The sequence below is a fragment of the Azospirillum sp. UENF 312511 genome (assembly GCF_058780635.1).
In genome coordinates, this window is sequence record NZ_JBSNCG010000003.1 from 2,313,453 (window position 1) to 2,326,851 (window position 13,399).

General features: G+C 69.1%; 9 protein-coding genes and 1 pseudogene. 8 read left to right on the plus strand and 2 right to left on the minus strand.

Going from position 1 to position 13,399, the window contains the following annotated elements:
* Window positions 1-45: 45 nt before the first annotated feature.
* The 5 genes and pseudogenes from urtC to ACWPN7_RS22305 all read left to right on the plus strand — a co-directional run.
* A pseudogene (gene urtC, locus ACWPN7_RS22285) lies at window positions 46-960 on the plus strand (urea ABC transporter permease subunit UrtC); the annotation flags it as partial.
* Window positions 961-1,101: 141 nt separating this feature from the next.
* Window positions 1,102-1,848, plus strand: coding sequence for an urea ABC transporter ATP-binding protein UrtD (urtD, locus tag ACWPN7_RS22290; protein ID WP_035675131.1), 747 nt, complete (start codon window positions 1,102-1,104; stop codon window positions 1,846-1,848).
* A gap of 174 nt (window positions 1,849-2,022) precedes the next feature.
* Window positions 2,023-2,718: an urea ABC transporter ATP-binding subunit UrtE gene (gene urtE / locus ACWPN7_RS22295; RefSeq protein ID WP_014241091.1), complete on the plus strand. Its 696-nt coding sequence runs from the start codon at window positions 2,023-2,025 to the stop codon at window positions 2,716-2,718.
* 183 nt (window positions 2,719-2,901) lie between these two features.
* Complete coding sequence (locus tag ACWPN7_RS22300) at window positions 2,902-4,302, plus strand: M20/M25/M40 family metallo-hydrolase (RefSeq protein WP_492273445.1); 1,401 nt, start codon at window positions 2,902-2,904, stop codon at window positions 4,300-4,302.
* Between the two features lie 507 nt (window positions 4,303-4,809).
* Window positions 4,810-6,501, plus strand: coding sequence for a methyl-accepting chemotaxis protein (locus tag ACWPN7_RS22305; protein WP_459195900.1), 1,692 nt, complete (start codon window positions 4,810-4,812; stop codon window positions 6,499-6,501).
* Window positions 6,502-6,595: 94 nt separating this feature from the next.
* On the opposite strand, the gene ACWPN7_RS22310 is transcribed toward ACWPN7_RS22305, so the two are convergent.
* Window positions 6,596-9,046, minus strand: coding sequence for an ankyrin repeat domain-containing protein (locus ACWPN7_RS22310; RefSeq protein ID WP_459195899.1), 2,451 nt, complete (start codon window positions 9,044-9,046; stop codon window positions 6,596-6,598).
* 205 nt (window positions 9,047-9,251) lie between these two features.
* On the opposite strand from ACWPN7_RS22310, the gene ACWPN7_RS22315 reads away from it, so the two are divergent.
* Both ACWPN7_RS22315 and ACWPN7_RS22320 read left to right on the plus strand, forming a co-directional pair.
* Entirely contained in the window at window positions 9,252-10,166 is a 915-nt protein-coding gene (locus ACWPN7_RS22315) for an ROK family protein (RefSeq protein WP_459195898.1), read from the plus strand.
* Window positions 10,167-10,238: 72 nt separating this feature from the next.
* Complete coding sequence (locus tag ACWPN7_RS22320) at window positions 10,239-10,568, plus strand: hypothetical protein (protein WP_137103306.1); 330 nt, start codon at window positions 10,239-10,241, stop codon at window positions 10,566-10,568.
* Window positions 10,569-10,812: 244 nt separating this feature from the next.
* Here the strand turns inward: ACWPN7_RS22320 and nagA are convergent, their stop codons facing one another.
* Window positions 10,813-12,000 carry an N-acetylglucosamine-6-phosphate deacetylase gene (gene nagA, locus ACWPN7_RS22325; protein WP_459195897.1) on the minus strand — a complete coding sequence of 396 codons (1,188 nt, stop codon included), beginning with the start codon at window positions 11,998-12,000 and terminating at the stop codon, window positions 10,813-10,815.
* A 518-nt stretch (window positions 12,001-12,518) separates the two neighbouring features.
* Between nagA and otsB the strand changes: the two genes are divergently transcribed.
* The gene (gene otsB, locus ACWPN7_RS22330) at window positions 12,519-13,343 is read left to right on the plus strand and encodes a trehalose-phosphatase (RefSeq protein ID WP_459195896.1); all 825 of its coding nucleotides are present in this window, start codon (window positions 12,519-12,521) and stop codon (window positions 13,341-13,343) included.
* Window positions 13,344-13,399: the final 56 nt, after the last annotated feature.

Sequence of the window (13,399 nt, forward strand, 5' to 3'; positions counted from 1 at the left end):
GTGCTGCTGACCGTCCTGGCGGTGCTGGCCGTGGCGGTGCCGGTCATGGCGCTGGGCACGACCCCGGACTCGCCGTGGCACCTCTCCACCCACACGGTGGCGCTGCTCGGCAAGTATCTGTGCTTCGCCCTGCTGGCGCTGTCGCTCGACCTCGTCTGGGGCTTCGTCGGCATCCTGTCGCTGGGCCACGCTGCCTTCTTCACGCTCGGCGGCTACGCCATGGGCATGTATCTGATGCGGCAGATCGGCTCGCGCGGCATGTACGGCAACGCCGACCTGCCGGACTTCATGGTCTTCCTGAACTGGACGGAGCTGCCCTGGTACTGGCACGGCTTCGACCAGTTCTGGTTCGCCGCGATCATGGTGATGCTGGTGCCGGGCCTGCTCGCCTTCGCCTTCGGCTGGTTCGCCTTCCGCTCGCGCGTTACCGGCGTCTATCTGTCGATCATCACCCAAGCGTTGACCTTTGCGCTGATGCTGGCCTTCTTCCGCAACGACATGGGCTTCGGCGGCAACAACGGCCTGACCGACTTCAAGGAGATCCTGGGCTTCGACATCCAGGCCGCCTCGACCCGCGTCGGGTTGTTCGTGGCGACGGTGGTGGCGCTGGCCGCCGGCTACATCCTGGCCTCGGCCGTGGTGGCGTCCAAGCTGGGCAAGGTGCTGATCGCCGTGCGCGACGCCGAGAGCCGGGTGCGCTTCCTGGGCTACGAGACCGACCGCTACAAGCTGTTCGCCTGGACGCTGTCGGCCTGCATGGCCGGCGTGGCGGGCGCGCTCTACGTGCCGCAGGTGGGCATCATCAACCCGTCGGAGTTCTCCCCCGCCAGCAGCATCGAGGCGGTGATCTGGGTCGCCGTCGGCGGGCGCGGCACGCTGGCCGGGCCGGTGCTGGGCGCGGTCCTGGTGAATTTCGGCAAGAGCTACTTCACGGCGGCACTGCCGGAGTTCTGGCTGTTTGCGCTGGGCGGCCTGTTCGTCCTGGTCACCCTGTTCCTGCCCAAGGGCATCCTCGGTCTGGCGGCGCAACTCCGCGACCGGCTGCCGGCGCGCGCCACGGTCACCGCCAAGCCGGTGGACCAGAAGGGAGTTCTGAGAGAGATGAGCACGGAAGACACCCTGCTGTATCTGGACGGCGTGTCGGTCAGCTTCGACGGGTTCCGGGCGCTGAACAGCCTGTCGCTGGTCATCGAGCCGGGCGAGATGCGGGCGATCATCGGGCCGAACGGCGCCGGCAAGACGACCATGATGGACGTCATCACCGGCAAGACCCGCCCCGACACCGGCACCATCCTGTTCGAGGGCCGGACCGACCTGACCAGCCTGCGCGAGCCGGCCATCGCCAACCTGGGGATCGGCCGCAAGTTCCAGCGCCCCACCGTGTTCGAGATGCACACGGTCTGGGACAATCTGGAACTGTCGCTGAAGGCGCCGCGCCGTCCCCTGAAGACGCTGACCTATTCGGCCACGCGGGAGGACCGGGCGCGGATCGAGGAGATCCTCGACATCACCCGCCTGTCGCCGCGGCGCGACCGCCCGGCGGGCAGCCTGTCGCACGGCGAGAAGCAGTGGCTGGAGATCGGCATGCTGCTGGCCCAGGACCCGAAGCTGCTGCTGGTCGACGAACCGGTGGCCGGCATGACCGATGCGGAGACGGAACAGACCGCCCATCTGCTGAAGGACATCGCCGGCAAGCATTCGGTGATCGTCGTGGAGCACGACATGGTCTTCGTCCGCGAGCTGGGCGTGAAGGTCACGGTGCTGCACGAGGGCTCGGTGCTGGCCGAAGGCTCGCTCGACACGGTGAGCGCCAACAAGCAGGTCATCGACGTCTATCTGGGCCGGTAACCGCCAACAATCATCCCTCTCCCGTCCTGGGAGAGGGTGCCCGCGCAGCGGGCGGGTGAGGGTCGTGCGAGGATCAAGGCACTGTTTCTTGCCGGCACCCTCACCCTCCCATGCTGCGCATGGGGCCGTCCCTCTCCCGGGATGGGAGAGGGGTTTTGGATCAGAGGAAGTGTCATGCTCGACGTACGGTCTGTCGATCTCCATTACGGCGCGGCGCAGGCGCTGCGCGGCGTGTCGCTGACGGCGGAGGTGGGGAAGGTCACCTGCCTGCTGGGGCGCAACGGCGTCGGCAAATCCTCGCTGCTGCGCGCCATCGTCGGGCTGAAGCCGGTGACCGGCGGCACCATCGCCTGGGACGGCGGCGACATCACCAAACTCGCCCCGTCGGAGCGGGCGCGGCGCGGCATCGCCTATGTCCCGCAGGGACGCGAGATCTTCCCGCTGCTGACGGTGCGGGAGAACCTGCTGACCGGCTACGCGCCGCTGAAGCGCGCCGACCGCTCGATCCCCGACGAGGTGTTCGAGCTGTTCCCGGTGCTGAAATCCATGCTGGACCGCCGCGGCGGCGACCTGTCGGGCGGGCAGCAGCAGCAGCTCGCCATCGGGCGGGCGCTGGTGACGCGGCCCCGGCTGCTGGTGCTGGACGAGCCGACCGAGGGCATCCAGCCCAGCATCATCAAGGACATCGGGCGGGCCATCGCTTACCTGCGCGACAAGGGCACCATGGCGATCCTGCTGGTGGAGCAGTATTTCGAGTTCGCCCGCGATCTTGCCGACGACTGGGCGGTGATGGAGCGCGGCGAGGTCATGCTGGCGGGCAGCCGCGACGGGCTGGAGGAGAGCGAGGTCCGGCGGTATCTCACCGTCTGACGCGCCTGCGTCCGGGGCATCCTCGCGAGGGCGGAGCCGTGCTCCCGCCATCCTGTGCTTCCCGTGGCGGGAACCGGGAACGCCGCCGTCGCGAGGATGGCACCCCTGCGCTTTGTGGAGCTTGGCGCGGAACCGCGATGCGCTACCATCGGTGCCAGTCATTCACACCGAAGGCAGTTCCGAATGTCGAGCGTCCTGTCAGCCGACCCCGTTCTCCAGCAGGTTGACCGCAGTTTCGAAGACTCCCTTGGCCGCCTCTGCGACCTGCTGCGCATCCCCAGCGTCAGCACCGACCCGGCCTACAAGGGCGACGTGCGCCGCGCCGCCGACTGGCTGGTCCGCGAGCTGAGCGGGCTGGGCTTCGACGCCTCCGTGCGCGAGACGGCCGGCCATCCCGCGGTCGTCGCCCATCATCCGGGGCCGGGCGGTGAGGATGTGCCGCACATCCTCTATTACGGCCATTACGACGTGCAGCCGGCGGAGCCGCTGGAGCTGTGGAACAGCCCGCCCTTCGAGCCGGCCATCGTCGAGGCCGAGCATGGCCGCCGCATCGTCGCCCGCGGCGCCGTGGACGACAAGGGCCAGGTGATGACCTTCATCGAGGCGTTCCGCGCCTGGCACGCCGTGCACGGCACCCTGCCGATCCGCGTGACCGTCCTGCTGGAGGGCGAGGAGGAGACCGGCAGCCCCAACCTGCTGCCCTTCCTGAAGGCCAACGCGGAGGAGCTGAAGGCCGACGTCTGCGTCATCACCGACACCAACGCCTGGAACATCGACACCCCGGCCATCACCACGCGGCTGCGCGGCCTGCTCTACGTCGAGGCGACGCTGCATGGGCCGAGCCACGACCTGCATTCCGGCATGTTCGGCGGCGCAGTGCTGAACCCGATCAACGCACTGACCCGCATCCTCGGCCAGATCCACGACGAGGACGGGCGCGTCCGCTTCCCCGGCTTCTACGACGACGTGGCCGAGCCGACGGATGAGGAGAAGGCGATGTGGCGCGACCTCGGCTTCGACGAGAGCGCCTTCCTGGCCGGCGTCGGGCTGAAGACCCCGGCGGGGGAGGCCGGGCGCAGCGCGCTAGAGCGGCTGTGGTCGCGCCCGACCTGCGACATCAACGGCATCTGGGGGGGCTACACCGGGGAGGGATCCAAGACGGTCATCGCCTCCAAGGCCTCGGCCAAGCTGTCCTGCTGCCTCGTGCCCGCCCAGGACCCGGAGAAGATCCTGGCCGGCATCCGGAGCTTCCTGGAGGAGCGCACACCGGTCGACGGGCGCTGGGAGATCAAGGTGTTCGGCCGCTCGCCGGGTGTCCAGGTGCCGACCGACAGCCCCTATCTGCGCGCCGCCATGGCGGGACTGGGCGACGTCTTCGCCAACAAGCCGGCGCTGGTCGGCAGCGGCGGTTCGATCCCGGTCGGCGGCTACATCCGGCAGGCGCTGGGCTTCGATTCGATCTTCGTCGGCTTCGGGCTGGAGGATGACCGCATCCATTCGCCCAACGAGAAGTTCGAGGTGAAGTGCCTGCACAACGGCATCCGCTCGCACGCGGCCATGCTGGCTCGCTTCGCCGCTCTCTGATCCGTCCCAGTCCGCAATTTTTCGTGGTTCAGCCCGCGGTTGCGCATCACGCGCCCGCGGGCTTTTTTGCGCCTTTGGCACCCCCTGGCGATCCGTGACGTCTCCGGCGAAACAAATGCTTCTCAAGTGAGAAACTTTATAAAAACACCGAGATAATAAATAAAAACAAAAAAGATCGCAGCTTTCATAGCGCTTTAATGACTGATTTACTTATTCCGTGATATAACAAACGTACTGGACGCAATCCAGATTAGCATTGGCATGCACCGGCAAGTGCCTGAAGGCCATCTGATCCAGATGAAGCATCATCAACCGCCTGTTGTTCAAATCAAGCGTTTGGCCTGTGTGCTCGCGCGTTGGGAAGTTCTTGCGTGACGTGCATGTCTGTTGTGGTCGCGCGCGTCATCGCTGATGGGACTCATCGCGCCTAAGGGGAAACAATCAAAACAAACTTTCTGCACAAAGTATCACGCTGATCGTCCTGTGAATTCGCGGAGGGAGTGTCGCATGTCTGTTCTTTCGAACATAACAATAAAAACGAAGATTGCCTCTTCGTTTTTCATACTTGTCATGTTCATCATCGGTTTGGGTATTTTCAGCATCGACCGCATTTCGACGGTGAATGACGCGGGAAAAGACATCCGCGACAACTGGCTGCCGAGTGTTGGCGAGATTTCCCGGCTCACCGACTATTTCGAATTCTACCGCATTCTGGAGTCTGCCCATATTTTGGTTTCCGATCCTGCTCAGAAGGCCGAGGAGGAGAAGAGCTTGCGGTCGGCCCTGGAAAATTTTCAGGAAGCCGCCCGCAAGTATAAAGGCATGCTGACTCCCGGTTACGAGATGGAGACGTTCCAGAAGCTCATGGGGCACTGGGAGCGTTATCAAAATCTGAGCAATCAGAAGCTTCTCCCTTTGTCACGCGCCAATCGCGACAGTGAAGCGACCGAGCTTTACCGGGGGGATTCGCGCGCCGAGTTCCGCAAGGCCCAGGAGCTCATGCGTGAACTGTCCGAATTCAACATCCGTAACGGCCGCATCGCCGCCGACCATGGCGAGGCGATCTACGCGTCGAGCAGGATGCTGCTCATCATCGTCATTGCCATCGTGACCCTTCTCGGCGCCGCGATGGGATTGGTGATCATCGCCGGTGTCTCCAAGCCGATCCAGCAGCTTACCGGGGTGATGAACCGGCTGGCGGGACGCGAGTTGACGGTCGCCGTGGACGGTGCGCAGCGCAAGGACGAGCTGGGCGCCATGGCCCGCGCGGTGCAGGTCTTCAAGGACGGCCTGATCGAGGCGGACCGGCTGGCCGCCGCCCAGGCGGCGGAACAGGCGTCCAAGCAGCGCCGGGCGGAAGCCGTGGAACGGCTGGTGAGCCACTTCGGCGACTCCTCCGCGGCCTCCCTGCGCACGGTGGCGGCCGCCGCGTCCGAACTGGACGCCACCGCCCACAGCATGACCTCCATGGCCGAACGGACCAACATCCAGGCAACCGCCGTCCAGGCGGCGGCAGAGCAGACCAGCGCCAACGTCCAGACCGTCGCCTCGGCCACGGAGGAGATGGCCAGTTCGATCCGCGAGATCGCGACGCAGGTGTCGCGCTCCTCGCAGATTGCCGGGCAGGCGGTGGAGCAGGCGACCCGCACCAACGAGACGGTGCGCGGTCTGGTCGAGGCCGCGCAGAAGATCGGCGAGGTGGTCAGCCTCATCACCAACATCGCCAGCCAGACCAACCTGCTGGCCCTGAACGCGACCATCGAGGCCGCCCGGGCGGGCGAGGCCGGCAAGGGCTTCGCCGTCGTCGCCGGCGAGGTGAAGCATCTCGCCTCCCAGACCGCCAAGGCGACCGACGAGATCGCCGCCCAGATCGCCGCCATCCAGGGCGCGACCGACGGCGCGGTGCGCGACATCTCGGCCATCGGCGGCATCATCGGCCAGATCAACGAGATCTCCACAACCATCGCCGCCGCCATCGAGGAGCAGGGCGCCGCGACCAACGAGATCTCCCGCAACGTCCAGGAGGCCGCGACGGGCACCCATCAGGTCTCCGGCAGCATCACCGAGGTCACGCTGGCCGCAGGCGAGACGGGTGCGGCGGCCGGTCAGGTGATGAGCGCGTCGGGCGAACTGGCCCGCCAGTCGGAAACGCTGCGCAAGGAGATTGAGAGCTTCCTGGCGGAGATCAGAGCCGCCTGAACGGCAACGGCTCGGAAATGGGTTCAGCAGGATCGACATGCGAAAACGGCGGGCGTCCCTGGGGGCGCCCGCCGTTTTTTGCTTGGCTTGTTGGTCAGTGCGGCTTCAGCGCCTCGACCACCTGCATGTGGCCCTGCAGCGCGCCGAGGGTGAGGGCGGAGTTCCCGGCGGTGTCCATGCGGAACGGGTTGGCGCCGCGCTCCACCAGCATCCGGGCCACGCGGTCGTGGCCGTTGTTGGCGGCGTACATCAGGGCCGACCAGCCGTGGGTGGCCACCCGGTCCACCGACACGCCGCGGTCGACCAGGATCTTCACCACCCCTTCATGGCCGCGGGCCGCGGCGGCCATCAGCGCGGTCTTCCCGTCGTCGTTGGTGGCGTCGAGTTCGGCCCCGGCGGCGGCCAGCGCGTGGATCACCGCCTCGTGCCCGCCCCAGGCGGCGTACATCACCGCGGTGGCGCCGTCGGCGGTGCGCAGCTCCGTCTTGGCCCGGCGGTCGATGAGCAGCCGCACCGCGTCGGTCAGCCCCTGTTCGGAGGCCAGCATCAGCAGGGTCTTGCCGTTGTCCACCCGCTTGTTCGGATCGGCACCGCCATCCAGCGCGCGCTTCAGCTCGTCGGTGCGGCGCATCAGGGCGATGGCGCCGTCACGGCTGTCCAGGCCGGGCTTGGCCTCGGCGGTGGCCGGCGTCGCCGGCGGGGTGCCGGGCGCCGCCGAGGCCGTGGGTGTCGCAGGCAGGACGCGCCCTTCGCCGGCGGCCTTGATGCGGTCGCGCAGGTCGCCGGTGTTGGGGGCGACGATCAGGGCGCGCTCGTAGAAGCGCCGCGCCTCGTCCCAATTGCCGTCGCGCTCCGCCAGCGAAGCCCAGCGGCGGTAGGTCTCCTCCATGGTCGTCAGGAGTTCCTGGATCTCCGGCGTCGCCGGGGCGATCTCGCGCAGGCGCGACACCGTCTCGTAGGCGTTGTTGTTCGGCGGCGTGGTCAGCAGCTTGGCGGCGATCTGCCGGCGGGCCTGATCGACCAGGGTGCGGACGCGCGGGTTCAGGCCGTTGTCGCTGGCCGAGAAGGGCGTGGACGCCGTGGGGGGCGCGGGCTGGGGCATCGCCGGGGCGGCCATCTGGGGCGCCGGCTCATCGACCAGCGGCGGCAGGGTGGCGGAACCGGTCGGGCCTTCGCTTTGCTCCGTGCGGTACTCGGTCGCCCGCGGCTTGGGCGGTTGGGTGTGCTCCGCGGCCAACGGATCGGCCACCGGCACCGGCGGTTTCGGCAATTGCGCCGCCGGAGCGACGGGCGGCTGTTCCGGCTTCGCCGCCATCGTCGGGGTGGGGGCCGGTGTCGGCGCCGCTGTCGGCGCTTGGGTCGTCGCCGGGTTCGGGGCCGGCGTGGCGTTCATGGTGCGCGCGGCGGGCGGCGGGGCGTCGGTCCTGGTCGGCGCGGGGCCGGCGACCGGAACACCCGCCTCGGCGGGGAGGGAGGCGAGGTAGGGGTTCTGCGGCCGGGCGATCGCCAGCGTGTCGGGGCCGCGGCTGCCCAGGCTGGGCTCGTCGGTGAACGGGTTGTGCACCCGCTCCGTCACGAAGCTGCGGAGGTCCTGCCAGCCCTGCCGGGCGTAATCGAGCGCCCGTTCGGGCGTTGCACCGGGAACGGTCAGGGCCACGCCGGCGCCGGCGGCGCCCAGCAGGATCAGCGTGGTGATCGCCGCTCCGGCCAGCGCGGCGCGGCGGCGCGGGCGCTTGGCGGGCAGATCGGCGACCGGGGCGCCGGTTTCCGGGATCGTCCAGCCGTCCGGCGCGTCCCAATCGTTGGCCGGCCAGTCGTTGGCGTCGCGCTCCGCGGTGCGGCGCGGCGGCGGGGGAGCGGCGCGCGGCGGGGCGGCCACCGGCCCGGCAACGGGGGAGACGGAGGGGCCGGCGGAGGGGCCGGCGGAGGGAATGACGGCGGTGGGGGCGACGGACGGGCCGGCACCGGGCGTCATGCGGTAGATCACGCCGAGTTCGCGCACCGCCTCGGCCAGTCCGGGGCGGGCCAGGGTCCGTTCCATCTCCGGCGTGCCGCAGAGCAGGACCTGGAGGAAACGCCCGCTCGGCGTCTCGGAGCGGGTGAGGTCGATCAGGTCGGCCAACGTCGGGGCGGCCAGGACGCCGGCGTTCTCCACCGCCAACAGGCCGGTACCGGCGAGGTCGAGCCGCTCCTCCAGCTCCTCGATCAGCGTGTCGAAATCGCGGTCGTCGCTGTCGGAGGGCAGGGCGGCGTCACCGGCGGCGGACACCAGATCCTCCACCTGCGCTCCGGCGCTGGCGGCGACCGGAAGCACCAGCGCCCCGTCGGAGCCGACCTGCTCGACGAGCTGGTGGAAGACCGCGGCCCGTCCGGACCCGGCCTCGCCGACCAGCACCAGCAGCCGTTTGCGCGCCAGCAGGGCCAGCAGAAGGCCGTCGAAGACCTCCGTCTGGTCGGGGCGCAGGCCGGCGGCCTGGGGTTGGGGCTTCGCCTTCGCCGCAGAGCGATTCGAGGATGGCGTGGCTTTCGGAGCGGAACGGTCCATGGGGGCGCGCGCAATCCAATTGATGGAAGTGACACTCCTGACTCTAGTGGTCCGCCGTCGTCCTGCGACGGTGCAAAGGGACGGGACCGCCACCTCTTATGGAGGAGGCGCGCGTCGGGATGGCTGATTTCGGGCGGAGCGCTGCGCTATAGGGGGGACTGCTTTTTCCACCCCCTTCACTGTCCACCCGCGCTGGGAGTCCGTCATGGGCATGGGTCCGATGCGAATCGGCGTCGATCTGGGCGGCACCAAGATCGCCGCCACCCTTCTGGCACCCGACGGTACGGAGCGGGCGCGGCACCGCGCCGACACGCCGCGCGGCTATGCGGAGACGCTGGAAGCGTTGGCGACCACCGTGGCGACGCTGGAGGCGGGGGCGGGCTGCCGGGACGCCGCGGTCGGCCTGTGCCTGCCCGGCATCGTCGACGCCGCCGCGGGCACCGTGCGCGCGGTCAACCTGCCCTGGCTGGACGGGCGGCCCTTTGCCGCCGATCTGGCGCGGGCGCTGGACCGTCCGGTGCGCATCGCCAACGACGCCAACGCCTTCGTCCTGTCGGAGGCGATGGACGGCGCCGCCGCCGGGGCGCCGCTGGTCTTCGGGATCATCCTGGGCACCGGCGTCGGCGGCGGGATCGTCGCGGACCGGCGCATCCTGCCCGGCGCCAACGCGCTCGCCGGAGAGTGGGGGCACAACCCGCTGCCCTGGCGGGTGGCGGAGGACGGCCCGCCCGTGCCCTGCGGCTGCGGGCGGGAGGGCTGCATCGAGACGCTGCTGTGCGGCGCCGGGCTGGCCCGCCTGCACCAATGGCGAACGGGGGAAAAGCTGACGCCGCCGGAGATCGCCGCCCGCGCCGCGGCCGGCCACGCGCCGGCGCGGGCGACGCTGGACCGCCATGCCGATGCGTTGGCCCGCGCGCTGGCCGCCGTCATCAATCTGCTGGACCCCGACGCGGTGGTGGTCGGCGGCGGCCTGTCGGAGCTGCCGGGGCTCTACGAGGCCGTGCCGGCCCGGTGGGGACGCTGGGCGCTGAGCCCGGCCCCCCGCACCCGCTTCCTCCGGGCGCGCCATGGCGCCGAAAGCGGTATGCGCGGCGCGGCGTGGCTTTGGCCCAAGGCGTGATCCCTTCGGCCGATGTTTCGAAATTGGCGCGGCTTTTGCTCTATACCCTCCGACACGGAAGGGAGAGGGCCCATGTTCGGCTTCATCACGGGATTTCAGAAGGGACGGCGCGGGGCTTCGCTGCAAACTGCAAATCAAAATGCCTATCGCAATATGCAGAAGGCGCCTTTGTCGCATGCTGCAAACGGCGTAACGGCCAAACGCCAGTTGGAGGAGGCCTGCGTCCTCCTGCAGGACGCCGCCGACGATCTGGAATCGGTCCTGTCGGGAATGCCCGTGCCGGCCGGCCGGGCCGACCTGAACGAGGCGATCGGAACGATCATGGAGACGTTGAGGCTGGTCGCCTCCGCCCATGCGCGGCTGGAACACCCGCAGATCCATGGCGGGGCGCTGGCCGACTGAGGGCTCCATCCGGCGGCCGAACTGATGGGTCAGAAACGGAAAGGGCGGCTCCGCCGGGGAGCCGCCCTTTCGCTTGTCCGGATGTCCGGACCCCGATCACTCGGAAACGGTCTGCCAGAAGAAGAACACGACGGCCAGAACCATCAGGGCGATGTCCATGGGTAACTCTCCTCGATGCTGCGTATGAGGGTCAAAATTCTGCGGCCTCTATACGACAGATTTTCGCGCGCGTGCAGGGGGTGTTTCACGGAACGGCCATTTTGCCGCTGATCCAGGTCGCCCGCACCCGCAGCCGCTCGTCGAGATGCACGAGGTCGGCGGCCAGGCCGGGCCGGATGCGGCCGCGCCGTCCCGCCATCCCCATGAAATCGGCCGGATAGGCGGAGGCCATGCGCAGCGCCTCGTCCAGCGGGATGCCGACCCGTTCCACGGCGTTGCGCACCGCCGTCGCCATGTCCAGGGCGGAACCGGCCAGCGTGCCGTCGGCGGTGACGCAGCGCCCGTCCTCCACCCGGATCTCCTCGCCGTAGAGCTGGAAACTGCCGGCCGGGTGATCTTCGGGAGCGCCGACCGGCGGCATCGCGTCGGTCACCAGGAACAGCCGGCCGGGGGCCTTCGCCTTCCAGGCCAGACGGACGGAGGCGTCATGGACATGGTGCCCGTCGACGATGATGCCGCACCAGACCGCATCGTCCTCCAGCGCGGCCCCGACCATGCCGGGCTCGCGGGAGCCGAGCGGGCTCATGGCGTTGAACAGGTGGGTCACCCCGGTGATTCCCGCGGCGAAGCCGGCCTTGGCCTGCGCCCAGGTGGCGGCGCTGTGGCCGGCGGCGACGCGCAGGCCGGCGGCGGCGAGCCGGCGGATCGGCTCCGGCGGAACCGCCTCCGGCGCCAGCGTGACCAGGGCCGGCAGACCGGAGAGGCCGCCGAGCAGGGCGAGATCGTCCGCGTCGGGCGGCGCGATGAAGCGCGCGTCGTGGACGCCGCGGCGTTCCGGCGCGATGTGCGGGCCTTCCAGATGGATGCCGAGCACGCCGGGCATTCCCTGTGCCAGCGCGGCGCGCACCGCGGCGACGGCGGCGGCGCGCTTTTCGGCCGAGTCGGTGATGAGGGTGGGCAGCAGGCCGGTGGTGCCGAAGCGGCGATGCGCCTCGGCGATGCGGCGCAGCGTCGGCAGGTCGGGCGTGTCGTTGAACAGCGCGCCGCCACCGCCATTCACCTGGAGATCGATGAAGCCGGGGGCGAGGATGCCGCCGCCGAGATCGATCACCGCGGCCTCCAGCGGAATCGCTTCGGGTGCGACGATGGCGGCGATGGCCGGGCCGTCGATCAGCAGGGCGGCACCCGCCAGCACCGAGTCTCCGGTGTGGAGCGTGGCGTTGACGAGCGCCGTCAGCGGCCGGTCGGCAGCGGGGCTGTGTGCATGGCTCAATTCGGCACCCGATGGGCTGCGGCGGGGAGTCGGTGGTGGGCCGACAGGAAAACCCGGCGGGGCCTGTGGCGCAAGAGCGCGTCGTGAGGGGTAAAACCCTTCAATTTGTGCGGATTATGCCGCTGGATTTGTTGGGGTATGGTGTTTGTTAGGGATTGCCAGAAGGGACAGGTTTCTGGCAGAAAAAAGGCCGCTGACGAACAGCGGCCTGAGTTTAGGGAGGAAACGCCCAAGAAGGGCGAAGCAGCAATCTCTTGCTGCGCTGCAAAATTAACAAAGATCTCAGGTGGGTGAAAACCCCGAAGCAATGGCCCCATGCGGGGCCGTTGCTTTTTCCGGGGTCGCTGTGACCGGAGAGTCACAATCGTATCGGATGCGATAACATCGTTGATTGACGCATCCGGCTCCGCACCCAGGCTCCCTCCGGACCCTGGGGCGCGCTTTCCCGTTGTTCCGATCGTGCGCCGACGCGACAGCACCCACATAGGATGCACCAGGACAATGAAGGAGAGCCGCCCGTGACCGACCAGCAGCCCCCCGCTTCCCCCGAAGGCAAGCCGTCGGTGCTCGTCCGGTTCGACACCTTCGCGGCGATGCTGGGCGACCGGCGCCCCGCCGTCTTCCTCGATTATGACGGCACCCTGACGCCCATCGTGGAGCGGCCCGATCTGGCGGTCCTCGACGAGTCCGTGCGCGCGGTGATCCGGCGGCTGGCCGGGCTGTGCCCGGTGGCGGTGGTCAGCGGGCGCGATCTGGAGGATGTGGCCCGCCATGTCGGGATCGACGACCTGATCTACGCTGGCAGCCATGGCTTCGACATCCGCGGCCCCGGCCTGCGCACCCAGATCGGCGAGGAGTATCTGGGCGACCTCGACGCGGCCGAAGCGGACCTGCTGCGGCGCCTGCACGGCGTCGAGGGCGCGCTGGTCGAGCGCAAGCGCTTCGCCATCGCCATCCACACCCGCAGGGTGGTCCCGGACCGCAAGGCGTTGGTCGGCGACACGGTGCGGGATGTCGCGGCGGCCTTCCCGACGCTGCGCGTTACCGGCGGCAAGGAGATTCACGAGTTGCGGCCCAACGTCCCCTGGGACAAGGGCAAGGCGGTCCTGTCGCTGCTCGACACCCTGGGGCTGGCGGGCCCGGAGACGCTGCCGCTCTACCTCGGCGACGACGAGACGGACGAGGACGCCTTCCGCGCCCTGGCGGCGCGTGGAGAGGGGCGGGGATTCGGCATCCGCGTCATGGACCCGCCGGCCCCCAGCGCCGCCGGATGGAGCCTGAAGGACCCCGCGGAAGCCGGCGCCTTTCTCGACCGTCTGGCCGTCTGGCTGGCGAAGGGCTGAACCAGCCCGCCGGTCCCCACAGGCGGGTCCCCATCGCTTTTCCTCCGAAAAAGGGG

Coding starts and splice junctions, on each gene's coding strand:
- urtD (WP_035675131.1), top strand. CDS start 1,102: ATGAGCACGGAAGACACCCTGCTGTATCTGGACGGCGTGTCGGTCAGC.
- urtE (WP_014241091.1), top strand. CDS start 2,023: ATGCTCGACGTACGGTCTGTCGATCTCCATTACGGCGCGGCGCAGGCG.
- ACWPN7_RS22300 (WP_492273445.1), top strand. CDS start 2,902: ATGTCGAGCGTCCTGTCAGCCGACCCCGTTCTCCAGCAGGTTGACCGC.
- ACWPN7_RS22305 (WP_459195900.1), top strand. CDS start 4,810: ATGTCTGTTCTTTCGAACATAACAATAAAAACGAAGATTGCCTCTTCG.
- ACWPN7_RS22310 (WP_459195899.1), bottom strand. CDS start 9,046: ATGGACCGTTCCGCTCCGAAAGCCACGCCATCCTCGAATCGCTCTGCG.
- ACWPN7_RS22315 (WP_459195898.1), top strand. CDS start 9,252: ATGGGCATGGGTCCGATGCGAATCGGCGTCGATCTGGGCGGCACCAAG.
- ACWPN7_RS22320 (WP_137103306.1), top strand. CDS start 10,239: ATGTTCGGCTTCATCACGGGATTTCAGAAGGGACGGCGCGGGGCTTCG.